The sequence below is a fragment of the Acinetobacter sp. YH12043 genome (assembly GCF_013419915.1).
In the GTDB taxonomy this organism is placed as follows: Bacteria; Pseudomonadota; Gammaproteobacteria; order Pseudomonadales; family Moraxellaceae; genus Acinetobacter.
Map to the genome: position 1 here is coordinate 1 of NZ_VOZD01000026.1, position 25,564 is coordinate 25,564.

General features: G+C 40.8%; 16 protein-coding genes and 3 pseudogenes. 11 read left to right on the top strand and 8 right to left on the bottom strand.

Going from position 1 to position 25,564, the window contains the following annotated elements; translation table 11 throughout:
* From FTU01_RS12365 to FTU01_RS12380, 4 genes and pseudogenes are all read left to right on the top strand, one after another.
* Nucleotides 1-210, top strand: a pseudogene (locus FTU01_RS12365) (IS982 family transposase); the annotation flags it as partial.
* A gap of 526 nt (nt 211-736) precedes the next feature.
* On the top strand, nt 737-2,023 hold the full coding sequence (locus FTU01_RS12370; protein ID WP_180034218.1) for a carbohydrate porin: 1,287 nt from the start codon (nt 737-739) through the stop codon (nt 2,021-2,023).
* A 166-nt stretch (nt 2,024-2,189) separates the two neighbouring features.
* Nucleotides 2,190-4,592, top strand: coding sequence for a glucose/quinate/shikimate family membrane-bound PQQ-dependent dehydrogenase (locus tag FTU01_RS12375; RefSeq protein ID WP_180069200.1), 2,403 nt, complete (start codon nt 2,190-2,192; stop codon nt 4,590-4,592).
* A gap of 233 nt (nt 4,593-4,825) precedes the next feature.
* Complete coding sequence (locus tag FTU01_RS12380; RefSeq protein ID WP_180139355.1) at nt 4,826-6,970, top strand: TonB-dependent receptor; 2,145 nt, start codon at nt 4,826-4,828, stop codon at nt 6,968-6,970.
* Between the two features lie 311 nt (nt 6,971-7,281).
* Here the strand turns inward: FTU01_RS12380 and FTU01_RS12385 are convergent, their stop codons facing one another.
* Genes FTU01_RS12385 through FTU01_RS12395 form a run of 3 tightly spaced genes read right to left on the bottom strand, consistent with a single transcriptional unit; the run spans nt 7,282 to nt 13,415 of the window.
* Nucleotides 7,282-10,470, bottom strand: coding sequence for a tyrosine-type recombinase/integrase (locus tag FTU01_RS12385; RefSeq protein WP_154320135.1), 3,189 nt, complete (start codon nt 10,468-10,470; stop codon nt 7,282-7,284).
* On the bottom strand, nt 10,454-12,724 hold the full coding sequence (locus tag FTU01_RS12390) for a hypothetical protein (protein ID WP_070153152.1): 2,271 nt from the start codon (nt 12,722-12,724) through the stop codon (nt 10,454-10,456). The genes FTU01_RS12385 and FTU01_RS12390 overlap by 17 nt, the downstream gene beginning before the upstream one ends.
* Nucleotides 12,711-13,415, bottom strand: a complete 705-nt coding sequence (locus FTU01_RS12395) for a hypothetical protein (protein ID WP_094069346.1) — start codon at nt 13,413-13,415, stop codon at nt 12,711-12,713. The genes FTU01_RS12390 and FTU01_RS12395 overlap by 14 nt, the downstream gene beginning before the upstream one ends.
* Nucleotides 13,416-14,126: 711 nt before the next feature.
* Between FTU01_RS12395 and FTU01_RS12400 the strand changes: the two genes are divergently transcribed.
* Genes FTU01_RS12400 through FTU01_RS12415 form a run of 4 tightly spaced genes read left to right on the top strand, consistent with a single transcriptional unit; the run spans nt 14,127 to nt 17,908 of the window.
* On the top strand, nt 14,127-14,417 hold the full coding sequence (locus FTU01_RS12400) for a helix-turn-helix transcriptional regulator (RefSeq protein ID WP_070153163.1): 291 nt from the start codon (nt 14,127-14,129) through the stop codon (nt 14,415-14,417).
* Complete coding sequence (locus FTU01_RS12405; RefSeq protein ID WP_179994267.1) at nt 14,407-15,756, top strand: type II toxin-antitoxin system HipA family toxin; 1,350 nt, start codon at nt 14,407-14,409, stop codon at nt 15,754-15,756. The genes FTU01_RS12400 and FTU01_RS12405 overlap by 11 nt, the downstream gene beginning before the upstream one ends.
* 18 nt (nt 15,757-15,774) lie before the next feature.
* A complete protein-coding gene (locus FTU01_RS12410; RefSeq protein WP_070153169.1) occupies nt 15,775-16,779 on the top strand; it encodes a YecA family protein in 1,005 nt (334 codons plus the stop codon).
* Nucleotides 16,780-16,789: 10 nt separating this feature from the next.
* Complete coding sequence (locus tag FTU01_RS12415; RefSeq protein WP_180139356.1) at nt 16,790-17,908, top strand: hypothetical protein; 1,119 nt, start codon at nt 16,790-16,792, stop codon at nt 17,906-17,908.
* Between the two features lie 143 nt (nt 17,909-18,051).
* Here the strand turns inward: FTU01_RS12415 and FTU01_RS12420 are convergent, their stop codons facing one another.
* Nucleotides 18,052-19,365 carry an ATP-binding protein gene (locus FTU01_RS12420; RefSeq protein WP_070153175.1) on the bottom strand — a complete coding sequence of 438 codons (1,314 nt, stop codon included), beginning with the start codon at nt 19,363-19,365 and terminating at the stop codon, nt 18,052-18,054.
* Nucleotides 19,366-19,602: 237 nt separating this feature from the next.
* Between FTU01_RS12420 and FTU01_RS15645 the strand changes: the two are divergent.
* Together FTU01_RS15645 and FTU01_RS12430 are read left to right on the top strand one after the other, a co-directional pair.
* Nucleotides 19,603-19,908, top strand: a pseudogene (locus tag FTU01_RS15645) (transcriptional regulator).
* Nucleotides 19,905-20,819 (top strand): annotated as a pseudogene (locus FTU01_RS12430) (type II toxin-antitoxin system HipA family toxin); the annotation flags it as partial. The pseudogenes FTU01_RS15645 and FTU01_RS12430, both read left to right, overlap by 4 nt.
* 44 nt (nt 20,820-20,863) lie before the next feature.
* Here the strand turns inward: FTU01_RS12430 and FTU01_RS12435 are convergent.
* Genes FTU01_RS12435 through FTU01_RS12445 form a run of 3 tightly spaced genes read right to left on the bottom strand, consistent with a single transcriptional unit; the run spans nt 20,864 to nt 24,003 of the window.
* Nucleotides 20,864-23,272, bottom strand: coding sequence for a DEAD/DEAH box helicase family protein (locus tag FTU01_RS12435; protein WP_094069352.1), 2,409 nt, complete (start codon nt 23,270-23,272; stop codon nt 20,864-20,866).
* A 25-nt stretch (nt 23,273-23,297) separates the two neighbouring features.
* Nucleotides 23,298-23,669 carry a type II toxin-antitoxin system HigA family antitoxin gene (locus tag FTU01_RS12440; protein WP_000354814.1) on the bottom strand — a complete coding sequence of 124 codons (372 nt, stop codon included), beginning with the start codon at nt 23,667-23,669 and terminating at the stop codon, nt 23,298-23,300.
* A gap of 31 nt (nt 23,670-23,700) precedes the next feature.
* A complete protein-coding gene (locus tag FTU01_RS12445; RefSeq protein ID WP_154320130.1) occupies nt 23,701-24,003 on the bottom strand; it encodes a type II toxin-antitoxin system HigB family toxin in 303 nt (100 codons plus the stop codon).
* A gap of 390 nt (nt 24,004-24,393) precedes the next feature.
* Between FTU01_RS12445 and FTU01_RS12450 the strand changes: the two genes are divergently transcribed.
* Nucleotides 24,394-24,597: a hypothetical protein gene (locus FTU01_RS12450; protein ID WP_094069354.1), complete on the top strand. Its 204-nt coding sequence runs from the start codon at nt 24,394-24,396 to the stop codon at nt 24,595-24,597.
* A gap of 22 nt (nt 24,598-24,619) precedes the next feature.
* Here the strand turns inward: FTU01_RS12450 and FTU01_RS12455 are convergent, their stop codons facing one another.
* On the bottom strand, nt 24,620-25,501 hold the full coding sequence (locus tag FTU01_RS12455; protein WP_179989051.1) for a hypothetical protein: 882 nt from the start codon (nt 25,499-25,501) through the stop codon (nt 24,620-24,622).
* Nucleotides 25,502-25,564: the final 63 nt, after the last annotated feature.

The following is a 25,564-nucleotide window of genomic DNA, read 5'->3' on the forward strand; positions in this document are numbered from 1 at the left end:
ATACAACTTTCTGAGTCAGATAAATATCACTTAAAACAGCGCAATAAGATAGAGACTTTATTCAGTTTATTGAAAGGTCAGTACAATTTAGTGACAAGCAAAGCACGTAGTGTTCATGGATTTCTAGGAGGGATTTACGCGTCCTTGTGTGCATATCAACTGATCCATAAAAATAAGCCAACAATTCAAATTATGAAGTCATCGGCTTAAGCAGGATTCGGGTTATTGATAGAAAGAATTAAACAAGATATACATCTATAATCTAATATGAATAGCCAATAATTATAATTTTTACATATATTTAAACTTTATTTAGCAGATATCACTCTTTATCTTATTTAATGGGTTTAAGTACCTATATAGATCTAGTTTTTTCTCAATTTTCCTCGCTAAGAAACCCAAGAATAGAACGGCAATGACCATCAAGTTTTAGTATATAAAATGAGCAAAAGACCAAATATTTTTTTTATTACGCAATTCGAATTGGTAAATTTTTGTACAAAAGAACTGATGTAGAAAAAATATTTATAGGTAGTATTATTTTTATTAATATTATATTTATTTTATCATAAATTATTGAATTTAAAATTTAAAATTTTCTTAAATTAAAATTAACAAAAGAATTAGATTAGCTAAACTTCATAACATTATTAATACTTTTCCTTCATTATTTGAAACTAAAAAATTAAATGAGTGTACTATATTTAGTAAAAACGTGATTAAGGTGAAGCATTTAATGTCTATTTCTCCCTTATCTAAGGCTGTCTATACATCCTTAGTTGGATTGCTATTGGCAAATACAACTACTCAGGCCGCTGATGCATTTAGTGCAGAAAGTCCGTGGATGTTGGGTGACTGGAATGGTCAACGTATCCAGCTTCAAGAACAGGGCTATGATTTTAGCTTTGGATATACAGGTGAAATGGCGACTTTACTTGACGCGAAACGCTCAAATAGCCATGGCACAGAATATACCGGTCAGTTAAACCTGGGTGCTCATCTGGATCTGGAAAAAATTGCTGGCTGGCAAGACACTGAAGCACAAATTACAGTAACTCATCGTGATGGCCGCAACCTTTCAAATACTTCTGATGCATTAAATGGTCAGTCACTTGATCAAGCAAATGGTCATTTAAGTTCAGTACAGGAAGTATGGGGCCGTGGTCAAACCTGGCGTCTAACAGATTTCTGGATCAAGAAACAATTCCTGAATCAAAAACTGGATGTCAAAGTCGGACGTTTTGGTGAAGGTGAAGACTTTAACAGTTTCGATTGTGATTTCCAGAATCTGGCATTGTGTGGTTCACAAGTGGGTAACTGGGTAGGGGATCAATGGTATAACTGGCCAGTTTCTCAATGGGCTGCACGGGTTAAATATAACGTTACCCCGGAAGTTTATACTCAGGTAGGGGTTTATGAATACAATCCTGAAAATGCTGATAATCGTGGCAAAGGCTTTAACCTGAGCACAGACGGATCTAAAGGCGCGATCATTCCTGCAGAAGTGGTCTGGACACCGAAACTAGGTGAGCAAAAACTGCCAGGTGAATATCGTGCCGGTTATTACTACAGTACCGCTGATGCCAAAATATTTGATGGCGTGACTCCACAAGATGAACAAACCCAAAATGGTCATCATCACGGGGGGTGGATTGTAGCTAAGCAACAGCTGACTTCACATCAAGGGGATACATCACGTGGTTTAAGCGGTTTCGTGAACGTCACTGTTCATGACTCTAAAACCAACCAAGTTAGTGATATGCAAAATATCGGTCTTGTCTACAAAGGTGCGATGGATGCCCGTCCACAGGATGAAATCGCTTTGGGTGTTGCACGCATCAATATGAACAATGATGTATTGGGTAACCGTAGTGAAGAAGTCGATGCGGAAATCTATTACGGCATTCATGCAACTAACTGGCTAACCATCCGTCCAAACCTGCAATATGTCCATCATGTCGGCGCATATAAAGACGGTGAAAATGTCTGGGTAGGCGGAATCAAGTTTAATACGTCGTTCTAATCGGAGTTTTTAGTTGCAAATACACAATTGATTCTTCCATTACTTTGGGGCATTGATGAACTGATACTCCAAGTATTCATGTATTTATAACTAAGAACTTAACAATATGGTGTCTATGCCGCTTAAGTGCTTAGACGTTCAAGAAATCAAAAAAAAGGTGTTCAATATGAATACTTCGTCTTCAGGTTCAGTACTGAAAACGATTCTGGCAGCTATTGCTGCCATTTTCGGTTTGGTTCTGCTATTTGGAGGAATATATCTGGCAACACTTGGTGGGTCTTGGTACTACATCATTGCCGGTCTGTTCTTCCTGGCGACAGCCGTGTTATTACAAAAACGTAAAAGCACAGCCCTTATTGTTTATGCAGTATTGGTCCTTGGTACAGTGGTATGGGGTCTTTGGGAAGTGGGTTCAGACTTCTTTGCACTGGCACCACGTCTAGATATTTTAGGCCTATTCGGTCTGGCCCTGCTGATTCCTGCAGTGACTCGTGGTTTTGGTGACAGCAAAGCTGCAAAAATGGCGCTGACTGGCTCCCTGGCAATTACGATTGCTGTCATGATTTATTCTGTATTTAATGACCCACAGGAAATCCGTGGCGAATTAAAATCACAGCAGCCTGCAGTGCATCAGTCTATTCCAGGTATTGCTGACGAAGACTGGCCTGCTTATGGTCGTACTCAATCCGGCCTACGTTATTCTCCATTGAAACAGATTACTGCTGATAACGTAAAAGATCTGGAGTTAGCTTGGGAATTTCATACCGGTGATGTAAAAACGGATAAAGATTCTGGTGAAACTACGAATCAGGTAACCCCGATTAAAGTGGGTAATAACCTGTTTATGTGTACCACTCACCAGTACCTGATTGCACTTGATCCTGCGACGGGTAAGGAAAAATGGCGTTTTGATCCTAAGCTGAAAGCGGACAATACCTTCCAGCATTTAACTTGCCGTGGAGTGTCTTATTACGATGCCAATAACACTACCGGTTTTGAAAGCAGTCTAGCTGCTCGTTCTACAACGTCTGTCGAATGTCCTCAGAAAGTAATCTTACCAGTGAATGACGGACGTTTGGTGGCGGTCAATGCAACTACTGGTAAGGTATGTTCCGACTTTGGTAATAACGGCGAAGTCGATCTGCAAAAAGACATGCCATTCCCATATCCAGGCGGTTATAACCCGACTTCACCTCCTGTGGTGACAGGTACAACCATTATCATCGCCGGTTCAACAACGGATAACTACTCAACTGAAGAACCTTCAGGTGTGATTCGTGGTTATGACGTAAATACCGGTGAATTATTATGGGTATTTGATACTGGTGCAGAAGATCCAAACGCGATTCCAGCTCCTGGTCAAAAATTCGTAAATAACTCACCAAACGCATGGGCGCCATTGGCTTATGATGCACAGTTGGATATTGTCTATGTACCTACAGGTGTAGGCACACCGGATATCTACGGTGGTCACCGTACTGAGCTAGACGAGCGTTATGCAAACTCTATGCTAGCGATTAATGCATCTACCGGTAAATTGATCTGGAACTTCCAGACTACTCACCACGACTTGTGGGATATGGATGTACCAGCACAGCCAACATTGACTGATATCAAAGATAAAAACGGGAACATGGTTCCAGCGATCTATGTGCTGACCAAAACTGGTAATGCCTTTGTATTAGACCGTCGTACAGGTGAAGCGATCGTTCCGATTACTGAAAAACCAGTACCTCAGTCAGTAAAACGCGGTCCGCAAACCAAAGGCGAGTGGTATTCAAAAACTCAACCATTCTCTGACTTTAACCTGGCACCTAAAGATAAATTGACTGATAAAGACATGTGGGGTGCCACTATGTTTGACCAGTTGATGTGTCGTGTATCGTTCAAGAAATTAAACTATGACGGTATTTATACGCCACCATCTGAAAATGGTACGTTAGTGTTTCCGGGTAACCTCGGTGTATTCGAATGGGGCGGTATGTCAGTCAACCCAGACCGTCAAATCGCATTAACCAATCCAATTGGTTTGCCATTTGTATCTCGTCTGATTCCGCAAGATCCGAACCGTAAGCAGACTGCCAAAGGTGCAGGTACTGAAGCGGGGGTACAGCCAATGTATGGCGTGCCTTATGGTGTTGAAATCAGTGCCTTCCTGTCTCCATTCGGCTTACCATGTAAGCAACCTGCATGGGGTTATGTGGCTGGTGTTGATCTGACCAATCATGAAATCGCTTGGAAACGTCGTATCGGTACGATTCGTGACAGTATGCCGGGCATTCCATTGCCTCCATTTAAAATGGGTGTACCAATGCTCGGTGGTCCAATCTCGACTGCAGGTAATGTGATGTTTGTCGGTGCAACTCAAGACAATTACATCCGTGCGATCAATGTAACTAATGGTGATGAGCTGTGGAAAGGTCGTCTGCCTGCAGGTGGTCAAGCGACGCCAATGACTTATGAAGCCAATGGTAAGCAGTACGTTGTGATTATGGCGGGTGGTCACGGTTCCTTCGGTACCAAAATGGGTGATTCTTTGGTTGCCTATGCACTACCTGACAATAAATAATGAAGTTTTATAGTTAAGTAAAAAAGCCTGATTCGTCAGGCTTTTTTATGCAAAATACAGGCTGTTATGACAATAAAGCTTGATTAGAAAATGATGGACCTTTAGCTCGGCTTTCCTGCAAGTCTTCAGTTTGATCTTATGCAGGTGCTGAGTCTTCGAAAATTAATAAGACACTTTTAAAACTTTTGAACTCCCATGGCATGAGTAAATGCCAGATATCAGGAATATTAGCTATGCACCTTCATACCACGCGGTTGCCGATGAAATCTACTTTATCCTGTCTGATTGCTTGCATTAGTCAAGGAATTTATGCGGAAGAACCGGTTACAGAGGTACAGCGACTGGCTCCCATTGTGGTTGAAGCAACCCGTACGGATCGTGCCATTCTGGAAACCCCGGCATCTGCCTATTATCTGAATCAGGAACAACAAAATAGCCTGAATGTAAATCTGTCTGAAACCTTAAAAGGTGTACCAGGTTTACAGCTGAATAACCGCGAAAATTATGCTCAGGATTTACAGATATCAATGCGGGGCTTCGGTGCACGTTCGACTTTCGGTGTGCGAGGAGTACGTTTATATGTAGACGGTATTCCTGCGACTATGCCGGATGGGCAGGGGCAAACCTCGAATATTGACCTGAATAGTTTGGATCATATTGAAGTGCTGAGTGGGCCATTTTCTTCGCTATATGGTAATTCTTCTGGCGGAACCATCCTGACACAAAGCCGTGAAGGGCAGGGACCTGATTCAGTCACTTTGGGATATTCGGGTGGCAGTCAGAATAAAGGCCAAACGAACCTGGTGCTACAAGGTGGTTCAGAAAATGCTTCTGAACCAAGCTATATCATCAGTTCATCTTATTTTGATACGGATGGTTTTCGTGATCATAGTGGTGCACATAAAGTACTGAACAATGCCAAGCTGACGTGGGATCTGGACGATGGCTCTAAAATTAACTGGATCAATAACTATGTCAAAATTGCAGCTGATGACCCAGGTGGTTTAGAAAAAAAGGATTGGAAAGCTAATCCGAAACAAGTTGTTGATAATGTACGTGATTACAATGCTCGAAAAGAAATTGAGCAGTTTCAGACTGGTCTGACCTGGAACAAACCAATTGATGATCAGCAAGAACTATATGGTATGGCATATTGGGGGCAGCGTGAAGTTACTCAATATCAATCAATTAAAAATGTTGCTCAAAATAAACCTCAGCAAGCTGGTGGTGTCATTGATTTTGATCGCCAGTTTTATGGCGCAGACCTACGTTGGACAGGTAAAGATATTTTTCCTAATACCAAACTGATTGCTGGTGTTGCAATTGATGGCATGACTGAAGATCGTAAAGGATATAAAAACTTCATTGGTAGCACTTTAGGGGTTAAAGGTGAGCTTCGTAGAGATGAAGATAATACTTTGTGGAGTGCAGACCCTTATTTACAAGCTTCTTATAACTTTGTACCTGATTTAACGCTGGATACTGGATTGCGTTATAGCAATGTACATTTTAAAACTGAAGATCATTATATTTTAGGTGAAAATAAAGATAACTCAGGTAAAACGACTTATGAGAAACTTTTACCTTCAGTTGCTTTAAGCTGGAAAATTATCCCTAAGTTAATGGCTTATACAAGCTATGCACAAGGTTTTGAAACACCGACCTTTACTGAAATGGCTTACCCAGCAAATGACACTAATGAAACCTTTGGTTTAAAAGCTGCTGAAAGCGAAACTTATGAGCTAGGATTAAAATCTGCTAATCGCTTTGGTGATATGACCTTAGCAGCATTTCAGACTCAAACCAAAAATGACATTGTTTCTGCGGGAAGTGATGGCGGGCGCTCAACGTTTCGTAATGCAGATAAAACTCTAAGAAAAGGATTAGAGCTATCTTGGAACAAAAATCTTTGGCGAGATCTGATAGCACAAGCCAGCTATAGCTATATTGATGCAACTTTTGATGCAGATATTCCGGAAATTCTAGGCAAAGACGGAAAAGTGGCTGTAGTGAAAATTCCCAATGGAAACTATATTCCTGGGATTGCCAAGAATCAGGCTTTCTTAAGTTTGGGATGGAAGCCTGAGAATGGCTTTAATGCAGGTCTCGATGTGCGTTATTCAGACCGGATTTATGTTAATGATATTAACTCACAATATGCACCAAGTTATACAGTGGCTGGGGCTAATGTAGGCTATAACTGGAATGTCAAAGATTTGTCTATAAAAACGTTTGCACGCGTTGATAATCTGTTTAATAAGGATTATTCAGGTTCAGTAATTGTCAACGAAAGTAATGGTCGTTTCTATGAAAGCCCGATATTGGCAATAGTCACCAACATAATATACATTAAATTGTATAAATTGCTGTGTATATAAGTACAATGAAATAAACAACTTACGTTTTCAAATATTTTTTATTGGAATTAATTTTTATTAAGATCGTTTAATTGTGGTCACATAAGTTTTTAAAAATTTACCAAATTATCACCAACATAATTTTGTGATGATTAATTAGGTAAACCGAATGGTAAAAAATCAGGTTGATGGAATTATATATGGCCAGCCTAGGCTTTTATCAGCATTAATTAACTGTATAACCCCCAAAAAAAATTAAAACAGACACTCACCATTAAAACTTAGGTGTAGCACGAGAGTTAAGCAGTATCCGTTACGATGATTTATTGAAGTCATTTTATTTCTAACTGCAATTGAGCAGGCCTACCAATGCAAGCCAGATGTAAACAAAATTTAAAAGCCGGTAGTGCTTTGCCTTGTTTTAAGGAATATAGCTGTAAGCGTGCATTATTTTCTTTTGTTGTTGGGTAACCTTCTAGTTTCTGATTTGCCTTGGCAAGTTTGAGTAGATTCGGCGTAATTTCTTTGTTTAAAAAATTAACCATATCTATTCCAAGTAAATGCCACATGTTGGCAGGAAACAGATCTTTGGCCGCATAGTAGAATTTTTCCAGATTCTGAATATTTTTCCGCGTTGAATGTAAACCTGTATGTGAAGCAGTTACGTGATTAATAAAGAATTCTAAGACATACCTAATATTTTCAGGTGACTTTTGATAGCAGGCTTGTAGATAGTTAAAAAAATGTGTGACCAATAAAAGGTCCTCATTAGTATCAATCATTGACGGTTTGATGTATTGCAGTTCGGTTATATGAAAAAGTCTTGGATTGTTTTTTCTAGATTTAAGTTGTTTGAGTTGGATTGCATTGTCATACCAATACTTGATGAGCTCATGAGATAGGCAAAGTTCTTGTGCTACGCGCTCCGTATCATATTTGTATAACTCTAATAAGCAGAGTGCCTTATAAAATAGATCAAGATCGATTTTAGATTCTGGAGTCGCGACAAAATAGTCAAAAATACAATGTTCTTGCGTTTGATTTACCTCTAATTCTGCATGTAGTGTGTGAGCATTGCTCGCTATCCATTTTTCTTGATTGTTTAGAAGGAGTTTACAGAGCGTTGTAGCATGCATTTCAAAATTGAATTCAGACTGATCATTGAGCGATTTTAGAAAATGTAACTCTTGTGTTGAATTGCTTATCCCCAGCATTTTCTTAACCAAACCATTGCTTAGTAATGGGCGATATTTGGAAAATTGATAACCTGCAATAAAGTAAGCTACATGAATATAACTTTTAAAGGTCTCGATGGGTTCGAGATGCCCCAAAAGATGTGCGATGATAATCCAATGATTTTGATCAATTGAATTACGTAATAACTCAGCCCTGAGCTGATTATATTCAACTTCCGTATAGTCTGTGAGGCTATCAGACAAAAAATGATAATCACATTTAAAAATTAATGCTAAATGATTTGCTGCAGAATGTCTAAATGAATGAAATGTATAGTGATGTTGCTTGAATAACTGATCCATAAAATTTTTAAAGGGTGCAGTCAGCATGTGCTGGCTGAGTTTCTTATTCTCATTGAACTGACTGAATAAATAATCATTCGGTTTTTTTGTTAACCGCTGTTTGACAACATATTGATGAAATTGTTGATACTCAGATGCTTTGAGTAAGCAATACACGGGCACGCTACGTTGCGCGCTGTCAGTCTTTAATCTGTGTTCATTGCCTATTTTTTCTGACCCATATGGCTTGACCAATAATGATATTCTGTTTAATCCTTCAGTATCTTTGATACGTAAACCAATCATTTCATTAATTCGCATCCCAGTTCTGTAAGCAAGCGTATAAATAAGACTAAGATTTTCATAGTCATGTTGAGAGATGATATTTTGTAGATGTGCTTGTTGAAGTTTTTTGATTAACAGTTGAAATGTGACTGGGCTGATAATACGTGTGCGTGGTCTGGTTTGTTGATCCAGCGTCTCTAAAGTGAATGCTGGGGCATCGAATAGTTGTTCTTGAAATTGATGAAAACGTTTGAGTGTTTTTACAATTTGAGCAGCCGATTTTTTAACAGTATCTTCGAGCAGACTTTCAGCAATACAGTTATTTTGATAAATCTGTGCATATATTTTTTGCAGGCGTGTTTCTTCATCGTCCTCAGAAAATTGATATTGTAAAGAATAGATTAGCCAAGGCTCACCAATTCGAGTGTAGTATGTGTAAATTGAGCTTTTGGCTAACTGGCTATTGTTGGAAATGATTTTAGCAAAAATTGTAGCGCAAAAATCAAATCTCTGAGCTAGCAGATCTATATCTTCTTGAGGTGGTTTAAAGAGACTAATTAACCACAGGGTGATTCGTTTACTGTATTCATTAAAGAGTTTTGCATTCTCCATACAATAATCGATCATGAGTTGATAGATTGGGGCATCTGTTTGGCGAAGACGAATAATTTTTAATAAGTCTTTATGAATTTTTAGTACATCTTTTAGTGCATCTTGCTCATGATGCAAATAAACAGTTTGTGGAGGTAAATTCTTAGACTGATGAATGACTTCAGTAGTGAGCTCATGCTTATATTTAAATTTTGGTTGCACAAAACGCTCAAACTCTTGTTCGGGTAAACCACAACTGAGTAAATTCCCGATGAGGCATTCAGAGAGCGCCGGATCTATATCTACGTTGGGAAGCTGTAACCAGTTGTAGCGAGCATGCTGAAGTAAATGCGATAAGCTATTTTTTTTAAACTTTTTCTTTATTTTTCGAAAGATATACTCAAGATAGCCCTCTACGGGAAGATGAACATGTCGAATATCTCTCAGATTAAAATGTATTAGCCACAGACGTGTGACGGGGTCTGGAATAAAATTTCTAGATTTTCGAACAGTATATTCATCAATAAAAATATCGCCATAATGATTAGAATGGGATTCTAAAAAAAGAATATTAAGGTCTTTATAATGGCGTACTTTTACTGGATTTCTGAGGTGTTCAAGCAAGGCATTAAGTTCAGCTTTTTCATTTAAGCCACCAAATAGAATGGCAGACAATATAATATTGCCCACGATTTCCTCATTTGAGAATGAGTCACAGCTTTCAGCCAATTCCCAATAATTATAAAGCTGTTGTACGAGGTCATTTATTTCATGACCATCGGCATTCCAGCTCATGGTCACGATAGGCTTATCTCTTTTAATATCTAAAACAGCATGAGGCAGCTCTAAATCCAAGCGATGCTGAGCATTTAACTCTTTGATGTAATCTTCAAAAAAATCATATGCAAACTTGATCCACTTTTTACTCGTAGAGTTTTTCTTGATGTGGCTATAAACCTCGCCGTAATCACCTAGCAAATGTGGATTCTGATCAAACTGCTGTTCTGAAAAATATTTGCGGAGTGAAGCATGAACTTCATTTTGAATTTTTTGTTCATTTAATTGTCGAGTAAGTTCTCGTTTCTTTTCGGCAAACAGTTGATCTGCTTTTTTAAGCGATGAGGACATTTAAATTCACTCCAATAATTTCAAAATATTCCTGCATTTCATTTAAATGTGTTGCGAGCGCGCGATATTGGTTCAGAGACAAACTAGAAAATGGATGTGCGGCTTCCTGTTGGAAGGCTTCATGTCCAAAAAGTGCAAGTATTAAAGGCTCGGGGATTTGTTTGTTGGTGAGAAAGGCACGTGTTGTATGGCGGTGCCAGTTGGGATGTGCTAACCCAACTTCAGGATGAAAGTCACGCACATTGGAAGGTGTAAGCGGAGTGAGTGTGCCATTTTGTAAAAGATTTAACAGAGGCTGTTCATTATTAAATATGGCATCAATTTGGGCTGAGATTTCGCGGTTAATCGCCATGTAATGTTGTTGGATATGTTCGAGGAAACGAAGATATTTCTTTAATTCACCGATGAGAAATGCACAAAGTGGAATCAAGCGTCCAAAGCCACGTCTACCACCGACCTCTTTGTCAGACAGCATAATTGTCTGTTGCTGAAAACTTATATTATTCAAAAAACCTGGAAAGTCCCGAACAGGTCGTGCAGCGGTAAACAAAAGTAGGATATGCCACATCCAAATGCTATAAGCATTAAAACTTTCTACCCAGTCGTTATCTGAAGTCGTATAAATTTTGGTGTAAAGATAGAAAAGGATGTCCTTTATGACATTTTTACTTGGTGCTTTTTGGCTACCAAAGCAGATGGACTGATCACTATAGACAATATCACCGTAGTCATTTTCAGCGAGCTGTGTACATAGTTCAGATAAAACTTTGACATAATTTTTTTGTAATTTATTTACATTGTAATGGCAGTAAGAGCTTGAAGAAGAGTGACTTGCATCTACACCAGTGATGATGTCAGCAAGTTGCCTATTGCCTGTTTTTTGCAAAATAACATGATGCAGTAATGAGCTAGTTTTTGATAAGTTCAGCTGAGGAATTTTGACTTCATCTTTTATTATTCTAATTTTTTTCTTTAGCTCATCTTCAGTGATGATTGGTTCTGCTTTGATACGATCAATAAAGTGATTTGGGATAGGGATATCTAAATGAACGGTGTTATTGATCAGTGACTCCGGATATTCAAACGTTGCATCTTCAAAAATGCTGAATTTGGTTGAGAGATAGTATTGGTCACTTTGCAATTTAATGACTTGGCGATGATTTAATCTTTTTACACGCCTTTTTTGAAAATTTAACCAGTCTTTAAAGCCAACGCCTGTGATTAAGCAAAGTAATACAACGAGCACGCTTTTATCATTATGTTTTTTATCATCATGATACAGGTATGTAATTAGGTCAGAAATAGTATAAACACTTGGGAGTAAACAACTTGCAGTGAGCAAATGATCTTGTCGTTGCATATGTTTTGGAATTAACGAAAGTGCCATACGTTGGGCATTTTTAGAATGTCTGGCAAGTGGTGTAATCTGATCTGCTTGAACAATAACAGAGGGGTCTTCTTGCTCGTCAAGGGCTTGCTCATTAGCTAAACCTCTATTACTTTTTTTAGTCTCAATGATTTCGTTAATAGTTCCATCGGTATCCCATGTACGATATTGCAGTTTACTATCTACACTTGATTTGGCAATTTTTGGACGGCTTTTTAGTACATAATTGAATGCAATACGTAATTCATCACAGAAATTTTTCTGAAAATCATTTAGTTCTTGATCTGCTTCAGGTTGAAGAGCAGACTCTACAAATTGCTCTAATGATAGAAATAAAGCAGGGAATTTAAGAGTTAAGAATGCTTGATAATCTAATGCGTGAGCATCTTTTTTTTTTGCAAAAAAAGACTTGTTTGCAACGCGGAAACGCTGAAATAAGCGCTTAATCGTATTGAGATGCTCTGTATGTTGTTTTTCAAATAAATCTGGTTTGATCTGCGGCAATGCTAATAAATATAGTGCTGCTTTAAGGACGAGCACATTCCAGGTGAGTAGTTCCGTGTGCGCATGATAAATGCTGGCAATACTGTTGATGTAATACGTGATTGGGGAATCACCAATTTTAGATTTTCTAGACGCTTGGAGAGTAGCGGGAATGCGAGGTGGTGAACTTGTAGAAATATCAGATTCAATCTCACTGAGAACAAGCCCCTTAAGATAATCTGAGCAGTCATGGTAAACCAATAGATCTGCGATAAAGTTAATATGTGCATGAAGACACAAATCCTCTGCATTAAAAAGCTTTTTTAATAAGTCTGATAATAAAATTTTGGGTTGAGGAAGGGGCTTAGTTTCACTTTCGTGCATATGAACAATTCCAAAAATCTGTTGGATTTGGTGAAAAATCATTTTGATTTAAATAATGATCGACGACTTTTGATTGCTTGCTGACTTCGTCAAGTAGATGCTGGCGACGTGCATGGATTTTTCTGTTTCTATTGTGGAGTTGTGTATGGCTAAAATTGAGTAACTTACCAAGCCCCTCAAGACTGAGCGTTTTATGTGCTTTGAATGAATGTAAGCGATTAAAGTCGAGTAAAACTTCAGTCGAAATATATCGGTTGATCGCTTGCTGAAGATGCTGCGGATTTAAATTGTGTATATCAAAAGTATTTGCTTGCAAAAAACTTAAGAATTCAAAGCTTGCATAGTGTTTGAGTTGTTGTTGTAAGTTGGCATCAGGTGGGAACGTATATACATGTAATTCCTGAGGTGAAGGCGGAAGCTTCATGTGATGCAGGTACAAATCAAAATTATCAGCGATCCAGAAATTGGATATTCCTGCTATAGACCAAACATTGAGTTTGTTTGATGCTAAACGAAAATGAGAAGTTAATCGTAGAGCTCGAAAGGCCATGTGATAGCAGTGATGAATGCCAGCAAAATCTGGATGAGTGTTTAATGCGAGTTTAGAAAGATCTCGCTTGAAGATAATTTTGGGGTTATCAAAATTAAATGAACATTCAGAAGTTACTTGTTTACGCGTTCCACGGCACATATTTAGATTATTAAAATATAACTATGATACATTTCTACTATTTAACTGTTTACTTTTCAAGTAATCTAACGGTATTTATTGTGTAAGTGTAGAAAAGTAGACACAATTTATAGTTTTGGTGTGCATAATTTAATTTGGTTCTATTTTTATTAGTAATATTTTTAAGCTATTACCGAGGTTGGGATTGATTGATTGTATGGCTGTGATTCCTGCTACAAAGTAGTAAAAGTTAGATCATAAAAATACCCCAACCTTGGCAATAGTCACCAACATAATTTACATTAAATTGTATAAATTGCTGTGTATATAAGTACAATAACATCAATAACTTACGTTTTAAAATATTTTTATTGGAATTAATGTTTATTAAGATCGTTTAATTTTGGTCACATAAGTTTTTAAAAATTTACCAAATAATCACCAACATAATTTTGTGATGATTAATTAGGTAAACCGAATGGTAAAAAATCAGGTTGATGGAGTTATATATGGCTGAACCGTACCGGGTTTGTCGGAGACTTTTTTATTTAAGTTAGGCCACCTGACCTAACGGGTTAATCTTATGCTGCTGTTAGGGTCTAAAAATAGCAGTTTTGAAGGGCTTTATCGAGTGATTTTTTCAACACTCTACGCAATTATGGATATCATAGTATCCACTTTATGTTTTATTTCGCTATAATGGATATAACTGTATCCATTTGGTCTTTGCGGATGAATTTTACCTTACTTGATGATACCGATGTAAGCCAAGCTTATGCGGCTTATTTACGTGAGTTACGCAAGCAGGCAAAGCTGTCGCGCGCTGCATTGGCTGAGCGAAGCTGCGTACCTGCGGCCACCATTAAGAAATTTGAGCTGACCGGGCAAATTTCATTTCGTCAATTGCTGTTGCTATGGCAGACACTTGATTCGCTAGATAGGCTTTATCAGCTCACGCAACTTAGCAAAGAACGCGCTGCTATACCCATGAGTATTGATGAGGTGCTAAAAGATGAGTTTTAAACCGATTCAGAAGCTTAATGTTACTCGTACGCTAAGCTCAGGTGAGCAGATATCTGTTGGAGTCTTGGCGCAGAATCGGCAAGGCGTTTTTTTTCAGTATACTGACGACTATTTGCAGCAGTTTGGCAATTTATCACCGTTTACCTTGCAAGCGAATACGCTAGTTCAAGCCGCACCTAAAGCGCCGCACCAAGGTGTACATGGCGTATTTGGGGATTGTTTGCCCGATGGCTGGGGCATGTTGTTACAAGATCGTATTTTCCGGCAAAAGGGCATCCTACCTAATCAATTAACGGCGATGGATAGACTGGCCTTTGTCGGTGATAAAGGCATGGGAGCGCTGTCTTTTGCTCCGGTGTCTGAGTTTTCAGCCACGACATACGCGGACATTGATTTAGCAACCTTGGGCTTAGAAGCACAAACGCTGTTCGATGCTTCAATGTCAGATTATATGGATGATAATCACGATGAGTTAGATGGGCATACGCAACAGGTGTTGGCCGCATTAGTCGCCGGTGGTAGTTCGGGTGGAGCAAGGCCTAAGGCGCAGATTTATATGCCTGCAGGGGAAACTCAGCATTGTCGAACCTTTGCTCAGCCTGGAGATGAGGCTTGGCTGATTAAGTTTACCTCGAAAAATCTCGCGCTCGGGCATGAAGAAGGGTTGTGTGAAGCGGTTTATTTGCAAATGGCCGAGCTTGCCAAGTGCCAACCACCAGTCTGGCAACTCATTGAAGCACCAACTACAAGCGGTGCGTCTGCCTGGTTGGCGCTTAAGCGTTTTGATTATGTCACGGAGCAGGCCCGTTTAAGCGGTAATCGCAGTTCAGGTCGCTTGCATATGCACAGCGCTTGCGGGCTGCTGGATGCAGACTTTCGAACGCCAAGTTTAGATTATATTGACTTGATCAAAGCCAGCCGTCAGTTGTGTAAATCTCCTGCTGCTGGGCAGCTGCAATTTCGCCGTGCCGTTTTTAACCTGCTGTCGTCTAACCAAGACGACCACAGTAAAAACTGGGCGTTTTTGCAAGCGGATGACGGTCAATGGAACCCTGCACCTTTTTACGATGTTACCTACAGCCCACATCCATTCAACGAACACGCCACTGCTTTCGGCGGTTATGGCAAAGTGCCATCGCTTAAGGTGATGCAAAAACTTGCTACTAGTGCTGGCTTTGCGAATTGGAATGATGCAAAGCAAGTTATTGAAGAAGTCGCAGAAGCCATCAGCCAATTTACGTATCTTGCCAAGCAACAAGGGATCAGTAAAACAACAATGTCCGTGATTGCTAAGACATTGGAGCAGCGTAAACAAGAAAATGCAGCGCTTTTTCTATAACAATAAGAAGGGACAGTAATGAAGCTCGGCCGAAACGATCCTTGCCATTGTGGCAGTGGTAAAAAATTTAAACGTTGTTGTATGAGCAGCGTTTCCAAGCAACATGCCCAAGTCTTCGATGATGTTGAAACCATGCTGGCAATGAACCCAAATTTGAGTCTTGATGAACTCAATGCCGCTTTGCAGCACAAAGTGCAAGAACGCAATCATCAACCTCATCCCGATTTTTGTGGCGTAACGCCAACGCAAATGGCCAATTGGCTTTATGCGCCTTTTGATGAATTAAAGTGGGTGACAATTTGCACTCCCGACTCTCTTTCTGCCAGCCCAATAATGCGTTATCTAGCCCTCATTCTTGATGAGGCCATGGCGCAAGAAGGCTCCTTCAAAGCCACGAGTAAAGGCAACTTACCGGCTAAGTTGGTTAAACAGGCCAGTGAGTTATTGCCTGAGTTTGCCGTTGCTCAATTAGAACGTAGTATAAGCATCAGCGAGTTTTCGGGCAGCAATGAAGACAAATTTAATGCCTTGCACTACACCCGAGTGCTTGCCGAAATTAGCGGTATTATTTATCGGCGCAGTGGCCGCTACCATGTAAAAAAATCAGCGCAAAAGCAGTATCAAGCGCTAGGCATACAGGCCTTTTTCAAACCTATGTTAGAGGCCGCTATCAGCAAATATAACTGGGGTTATTTGGACAGTTTCGAATACGATGTCGACTTGCGCACTTTTTGGTTGTTTATGCTGTGGCGTATTCAAAGCCACAACAGTGTGGAGCAGCTTGTGAAAGAGGTGATGACAGCTTTCCCTAATCTATTGCTGGTATTCCCTACGGATGATTACTTCTCGCCAGAAAGAAACTTAAGTATGCTCATCGAATCACGATTTATTGAGCGATTTTTGCAGTTTTGGGGATTTGTAACGATTGACCCAAGACGTTATATAAACGCTGAACAAGTCGCCAGAGTGATTCAGGTACAGCCTTTGTTAAAACAAACTTTTCAATTCACAATAAATAAATAGCAAGGTCACCGTGAGCGAATTTCAATACTATAAATTTGAGCGTCTGGATGGGTATTTAGATGCTAAAGCACGTCAAGCACTCAGAGCCATTTCAAGCCGTGCCGAGATCAGCGCTACGGCCTTTCAGGTGTATTACACCTACAGTGATCTAAAGGCCGAGCCTTTTGAGCTGATGTTAAAATACTTTGATATCGGTTTTTACTATGCCGATTGGGGCTCAATCGATGTATACATCAAGCTACCAGCAGGAACGCTTCCAGATGCGTTACTTGGCTTTTCAAGTGATGGACTTCATGTTCACGAAAACGATGAGTGGCAGTTGCTGATTTTTTCCCTTGAGGAGTGTGATGAGTATTTTGACGATGAGCATGCTGACGACTTTTTCCAGCATTTAGCCGCTTTACGCGGCGGGTTAATGCAAGGGGATTGGCGCCTTGTGTACTTAATGTGGCTCAAAGCGTTTGATTTTAATGATGGCGTTGAGCGAGTGCCGTTAATTCAATTCGATTTTGAGCACCTCAGGGAAGAGGAGCAGTCGTTTGCTGCGCTGTATGATATTCCCTTAGCATTGGTTAAGGCGCTCGCCATGGTGCTGAGCGAACAACCCAGTCACCAAGCCAAACAAACTCAGCTTACGCTTGATGCGTGGATCCATAATCTCTCGCAAGCAGAGAAAGACACGCTATTACGCACGTTGTTTGAGCAAGGCCAGCTAACCCGTCACCAAGCCTTAGCGCTGACGCGAAAAGAACCTGTCAACACAGACGAGATCTATCAATACTGGTTAACTTCCGCCGTCATTTCTCCTTTCATTGAGCAAGCGCAAAGTCAATTACAGCAAGAGCAAGCCGCAGCACTCGCAAAAAAATTAGCTATCGAAAAAGCGGAAAAAGAAAAAGCGTTGACGTATATCTACAATCAACGTGAGCACTACTGGCAGCAATCACAAGAGCAAGCGGATCGAACTGGCGCCAGTGGTTACGATGCGGCATCACGCTATCTGCATCAGCTGTTTGAGGCCTATCAGTTCAAAGCTGATGAAGCGGCGTTTGAACAACGTTTTAAGCGCTTTGTTGTGGCGAATAATAGCCGTAAAGCACTGTTAAATCGCTTGAGTGATTTGCTTTAAACGATGAGGCGATAGGCTGGCCAAATGACGTTAGCAAAAAACCGATTGAGGGTTGGTTGAAAGGTTGTAAGCCCACCAAAGGTCTACAAATTGTTACCTATGAAGTCACTTTGTGTAGACCTCGGGGTCTAAGTAACGCGCTTTTACCATCTCTGTGGTAAATACTGCGTGAAATACAAAGGCATCACGATATTGGTTTGCTCTAATGCGGATGAGCCTTGTGTACCCGTTAACTTAAAGGTTTTACTTGGAGTACATTTTTCAACGTAGGATGCCAACGATTTTGCTCTTGTACGTTTACCACTTTTGACCTCCACAGGGACGATATCGCCTTCATCGGTCGCCAAAATAAATTCGATTTCGGCACGGGCGTCATTCCATGAATAGCTTGGGTCAACGCCAATGGCAGTGAGCTCTTGTTGCACAAAGTTTTCAGCCACATAACCTTTGTATTCATAGTTTTGTTGCTTAATTTCTTTATAACTGCTGCCGAGCATATGATTAAGCAGACCCACATCAAACAAAAACAGTTTCACCATATTTTCTTTTTTATAGGCCGCTAACGGAGATTTCGGCAATCCTTCAATAGGGTAGTTTGGCAAAGCTAGGCGGCAGCAGTTAAGCCAATGGATCGCGGTTTCAAAATCGCTATAACGAGATTTACGCTCATGCACATGCTTAAATTTAAAGCGTTTAACCGACTCATCGCTGACAAGTGATAGCTGGGCTGGAATGCTATTAAATACCGATTCAATCAGTGTGGTGTCGACCTTGCCCGCGTACTTACCAAAATCGCGGCGATAACCTTCCACTAAATCGGCATGAATTTTTGTGACTTTTTCAACACGCTCTAGAATGCTTGAATCCTTATACTGATACCAAGCAGAAACGGCTTCCGGCATACCACCAGTAAAAAAGTAGTCAGTGAGTTTGTCCATCAATTTGGTGTGTACTGCCGGTGTGCTTGCTTGACTATCAAACGCTTTGATCAGCGCTTGCTCGTTGGATGCGTAAATAAATTCTTGGAAGGTCAGTGGTCGTAAATTGTATTGTTCTACCTTGCCCACAGGGAAGGTGTTGAGCAAACCAATATTCGAGCCGCTGGCAGCGACAAAATAGGACGGTGCTTTTTCAGCAAAGTACTTTAGTGAGGTAACGGCACGTTCACATTCGCCAATTTCATCTAATATCAGCAGATCGGTTTCTGGGTTGAACGCTTGGTTGGTTAACAACTCAATATTCATTACTAGCTCGTCAGGTGACAGAGAGCCATCGAACGCTTCTTTGTAGGCAGGGTTTTCAAGGAAGTCGATACGAAGGATGTTGGCAAAGGTATTCCCAAATAACTCTTGTAGCAGATAGGTTTTACCTGTTTGTCTTGCACCATCGATCAATAATGGCTTGCGCACCGGTTGATTTTTCCATGTTATTAGGGCGTTTAGTAAGTTGCGCTGCATTGTCATTTCCCGCCAATTAAGACTGTTAACTGCCTGTAGTATAACTCAGCCTACACTTTTACGCGCAGAAAAGTGCGGAATTTTACATTTTTATGCGCATAAAAGTGTAATTTGATGACCTTTGGCATTCAGGGATTCACATCATCGCCTTGGCCAACGCGCAAGCTAAACCTAAAAGTAGGATATAAATCCAATTATATTGAGTAAAGTGGGAATATAGTCCCTTTGGTTGGTGATATGGCTAAGCGTGACTTACACAATATATTGTTTCCAAAGCAGCGTAAAATCCTGACGCAGTTTGGTGAAGACTTGCTGTTGGCGATGAAAAGACGTGGTTTTACCAAAAAGCTACTGTGTGAACGTACTGGTTTTGATCATAAAACCGTGAATTAAGTCTTAGCCGGTGATCCGGGCGTTGCCATAGGCACTTACTTAAAGGTGATGGCCGTTCTTGGCATGGAAAGCAACTTTGCAGAAATGGCCGCCCATGATGAAGTGGGTATCAAGCTGCAAAACATAAAATTGCTGGAAGGTTCAAGATGAGCCGTGAAATCGTTGAAGTCTATGCCGACTGGCAGCCAATTGAAGCACCTTTGCTAATAGGGCTGCTTTCTTACAGCGATTCAAGCCGAGGTGGCGTGTTTAGTTTTGCCTACGATAAAGCATTTTTAACCTCAGCCTATCGCTTGCAAATTGATCCCATCCTGACCCTCCACTCCGGTGTACTCTAAAACGATGAAGTCGATAAAAGCTTCCGCGCATTTCTTGATTCATCGCCTGATAGATGGGGGCGTATTTTAATGCAGCGGCGTGCGGCGATTGAGGCGCGCAAAGGCATTCGAGCAACAAGTCGATTAAACGAATTGGATTACCTGCTGGGCGTAAATGACTCTTACCGGATGGGTGGTATTCGATTTAAGCGAACAGGCTCGAATGCTTTTTTGGACGACAATTCTGAATTTGCTGCGCCGCCAATGGCTTCTTTGCGAGAGCTAGAGCATGCAGCAATGCAGATTGAAAAAGACGATAACATCGACAGTGACGAGTATTACCGCTGGTTGAAAATGCTGATTTCTCCAGGCTCATCATTAGGTGGTGCAAGGCCCAAAGCTTGTGTCACAGATGAACAAGACCACTTGTGGATTGCTAAGTTTCCCAATTTAAACGATACCCATGATGTGGGCGCGTGGGAGATGGTCTGTTATGAATTGGCGTTAGCGGCAGGTGTTGACATGTTTCCAAGTGAGATGAGGCAATTTTCGTCACAGCACCATACCTTCTTAACAAAACGGTTTGACCGCGACGGTGACAAGCGGCTGCATTTTTCGTCGGCCATGACACAGCTTCAATACTATGATGGTGAACAATCTCAAGGTGCCAGCTACTTAGAGATTGCTGAATTTATTTCCAATTGTGGAGCACAAACCACAGCTGATTTAGCTCAGTTTTGGCGTATGGGGGTAAAGGCATGGGGAAGTGTTTAATGAAGTGCTGCTGTTTATTTTGGCTTGGTATTTGGTGAAGGGATGTTTTCTAATTTCAATGAAGGTTGCTTGTTACTGTTGTCATCAATGTACTCAAGGGCGTACCTCATAGCCTTGTAGCTTTTCTCGCGTTTTTTAAACATGCGTTGCAGCATAGGGAGAGTGCAGTCCACATAGTCGTGAATAGTGACTTGTGTTTTGCCTTCCGATTCACGATGAATACGACCGGCATATTGAGCCAATGTTCCTTTCCATGAGATGGGCATGGCCAAAAACAACGTATCCAGTCTTGGTAGGTCAAACCCTTCGCCTACATATTTTCCTGTTGCGACGACGACTTGAGCCGATTGCAGATGATTGTCAGCGTTCTTGCGTTCCGCAGCTTTCATGGCGCCTTTAAGTACGACAGTGCTTATACCCATTTCGGTAAGTCGTGAGTGTATGGATTCTGCGTGCTCTCTACGCTCTGTAAGGACTAACGGGTGTCCGCCATTTTGAACACACTCGTAGGCGTCTGAGACGATTTTTGAAGTGCGCTGCTCATTATTGACGAGCCAGCGGTAGGCATCGCTTATTTTGGGGCGCTCATCTGTTTTTATAAGCTCTGCTGCTGGTACATCGTAGAGCTGATGAATCATCACGGTTTGAGTAAATTGCTCATCAGGGCTTTGTTTCACTTTGTAGCGAATAGGCCCTGCCGCCATAAAAATGATCTTTTGATGACCATCTTGTCGCTCTGGTGTTGCTGTAAGGCCCAATACATATTTTGCTCTTACCTCGTTGAGTACCATTTCAAACCTTGGTGCAGATAGGTGGTGGCATTCGTCAACAATAATATGGCCGTAGTCTTGAATGAGAGGAGTGATGGAATTGTCTTTTTTATTAACCAAACTTTGGTAGGTGGCTATGTCGATAATGCCACTCGGCTTTCTTTTACCTCCGCCTATACTGCCAATGGTTACTTCGGGTAGGAACGTGCGTAAGCGCTCTTGCCATTGTTCGAGCAGTTGTCGGCTATGAACCAGTATGAGGGTATTTACTTTGCGTTTTACGATCATAGCAATGGCAGTAACCGTTTTTCCAAATGCAGTTGGCGCATGCAAAATACCGAAGTCATGTTTAGATATTGCGGCCACTGCGTCACGCTGGTTCTTTCGCAAAGTGAACTCAGGGGTAAGCTTTAATAATGGTTTACCAATTTCACGCTTATCGTCAAATAGTGGCGAAATGTTTTGCTCTTGTAGCAAAGCAATCGCATCATCGAGGCAGCCTCGCGGTAGTGCTAGATAACCGTTTTCAATACGAGCACAGGAAATAAACCTCGGAATGCCATGGGTTGAAAAGCGCAACGCTTGTGTTTTAAAAAACACAGGATTAGAAAAACTAGCTAATCGCTTTAGTCCGGCCAGTAATGGCCCAGGTAACTCGCTCATCAAAAAGTAGATATGGTTGGCCAAGGTAATGGTCACGTTTTTCGGCAAAGACTCTAATTTTATTGGTGCGGCTTTGGCTGTGATTTCCCAAGGAGGGCGGTTGTCTGTTAGCCCTTGCTCGGACAGTAATAGGGTGTTGGGTGAAATAGTTGTTATGAGTTGGTCAATACTCGACTGAGTGAGCGTTTTAAGCTCAGCAAGGTACCGCCATTGATCATCGATGGCATTCAGGTCACTGTCAACAAAGCAACTACGACCTGAAAGGCGAGCCTCCTTTTGAAGTGGTAACGCAATGAGATTGCCAAACCCGCCTTCAGGAAGTACATCTTGGTTAGGAAAGAGCCTGTCATAGGAGTCAAACGATAGATTTGGAAATATTTCCATGGCTTTATCAAGCAAAGCGAAACCCAGTGCCCGAGCATGGTTCGCTGGGATATTGGTTTCAAAAAATATCCATAAGTGAGCCCCGTTGCCAGAACGCGAGATTTCTATCGCGTGCGGAATATCAAACGCTTGGCACACTTTAGACATTGCTTTGACTTCTTCTTGCCAACAGCCTTTGTCAAAATCGGCTGCCAACAAATAGCACGAATTATCTTTAAGTAGTGGATACAGACCTACCACTTGATGACCGGCAAGGTGCCTGTAAATAATGTGCTCGTTTAATTCGCTAAACTTTCGGTGTGAACAGTCTTGGCATTTAATGCGGGGTTTGTTGCATAGCCCGCTTACCCACTCATTATCACAGGCTACGGAATAGCCACTGCGCCCCTGTTGATTTTGCCAACGATTGGCAAAGATATCCTCTCTTCCACGAAATCGTTGTCTGAATAAGGCGACCTTTTGTTCTGGCGTGAATGTCTGTACTGAACGCTCGATTTGAGCGCTACGCAAAGCCTCTCTTAATGCGAGAAGCTGCTGCTTTTCATTTTCAAGCTCAGCTAGCCTGTTATCAATAGCAGAAATGTTTGGGTAGCGAGCGTCATTCATAACAAACTAATTTTGATTCGCAGCACTATAAAGCGCGAACTTGCGGTGGCTTGATCAGCGACTCTGCTGGAATACCTAACCCTTCATGAAGTTTCCAAATCATTTTTAGCGTGAGTGATCGCTTATGGTTTAGGATTTCATAAACACGATTGCTTTTACCTATCATGGGTTCAAGATCTTTAACGGTTAAGCCTTTGCGCTCCATCTCAAACTTTATTGCCTCAACAGGGTCTGGCAAATCCATTGGAAAATGCTTTGCTTCGTAGGCCTCGACTAACGTAACCAAAATGTCCAGCTTTTCGCCTTCGACGGTATCAGGCTCCGCCATCATTAGGTTTTCGATGTCGTTTAATGCCGCGCGGTAGTCGGCATCTGTTTTAATAGGTCTGATGTCCATTATATTTACCTCTTGTTACTACCTTTTGGCTTCAAATCGTTTGTACATCAATTTTATCGTATTGCGCATGGCTGCCGATAAACCGTATGTAAACCACTTTGTACGCATAATTGATCCAAGCAACTAACCGGTATTTATTACCGGCAATGTTAAACACGACACGCCCATCTTTGAGGATGCTGGCATTTCTAAAGTCCTGTTTCACATCCGCCGGTGCTCCCCAATCAGCGTTTAATGCATGCCTATACCAAGCTAACGTTGGCTCTTTAGCGTCAATGTATTCTGAGCTGTCTTCCCAAAATGTTTTTAAGGTTGATAGTGCGATAATTCTCATAAATAGATATTAGTCCCAATTTGGGACTTTTGCAAGTTTGGTATTCTTGATGCGGTTAGGAGTTGTTACCGCATCCCCAATTGCCCCATTCCTTGGGGCGGTTCACATCCCTCTTATTCACCCTCTTAAGCTCGGCATATCAAGTGTTGCCCCATTGTCCCAACTGCCACGGTAAGTGATCAAATGGGGGGCTTGCTATTTTCGCCTGATGGGCCTTTTCGACATGCGGCTGCGTTTGCCATCGAAGAAGGCCAATACTCTGAACCAATAGAGTGATTCTTCATACCCCAAGCTGTGCGTTGGACGTGCAGGCGGGATGAGCCCCAGTTTGCGTCCTAAACTGACAATCACGTAGAAGCGAACGGAAAATACCTATACGAGCCTGAAACTGTGGCTGAAGTTGAGCATATTCTAGGTGCTGTTGTTGTTCTATTAAGACAGCCGATTTATTCACTCGGTTTAGGCTGTGTGATTAATGTGTTTAGAACAGCCCAAGCTTTAAATATTGGGCTTGAAATTGGGGCAGAGAAGGATAACTTGTATCTCAAACCTGATCTGACAGTTACCCATTTTTTATTGTTTCTATCAGGTTAAATTTTCTAGATGTGTATGAAGGCTAATTGCAGAAATTTGATTGATATTGGTACACAAACTGAGTCTTTGTTGCTGTCGAAGTTGGTGCATTATATTGGGTTAAACCTTTTAAAGCACTGAAGCTTAAAGCAGCACGATCAACTACTTTTCTTGTGAAATTCGCATTGGGATCTGAATATTTAAACGAAATTTCTGCTAAAACAGGTTTTAGACTACCGTAAGGCAATAGGGTATACCATAAACTTAACTCTAAATCTGCATCGAATTCACCTAAATCAATCGTTGCACCACTATATTTTCGTTCATAGATAGTTAGACCACCAACTTGATTCAGGGCTAGACTATTATTAAAATTATAGTCATTTTTGAAGCCAGTAAATAGAATATTGATATCCTCAAAATCGTTAATGGTTCGCGAGGTTGGTACGGTTGTTGACTTGCTTGCAACTACAAGGAAACTCAAGTTATCTTTACGAGTAATGTCATCTTCTAGCTTAGTTTTTGCGCCTGATACATTGCTAGTCAAATCTTTGAAGTCAGCAATATAATGGTCATATCCACGATACTTTAAAGTTACTTCTTTTGTACCATTTTCATTACGCTCTCTGAAGCTGTATCCCATATTTTTTAAAGTACAGCTTCCTTGAGTATCGTAAAAGCGGATTTCTCTTTGTGTATCAAAGATCATAGCACCAGTTACGTCACGACTGATTTTATTTTCAATCGCATTTTTCACCGCTGAAAAATAGCTATTTATGCTGCTTGCTTCATTTCCATAATTAAAATTTATGGGATCTAATAGTACTTTGTATTCGCGAGATGTGGCTTTGGGAGATGCATAGCTCAGCGATGGTAGCACTGTAATTGCCAAGAAAGTTATCAAAGCCGATTGAGTTATTCTCATTTTTCTCTCTAGACAAAAGTTGAATTTAAAAAGCCCAAAAGTTTTAGCTTTTGGGCTTCATTC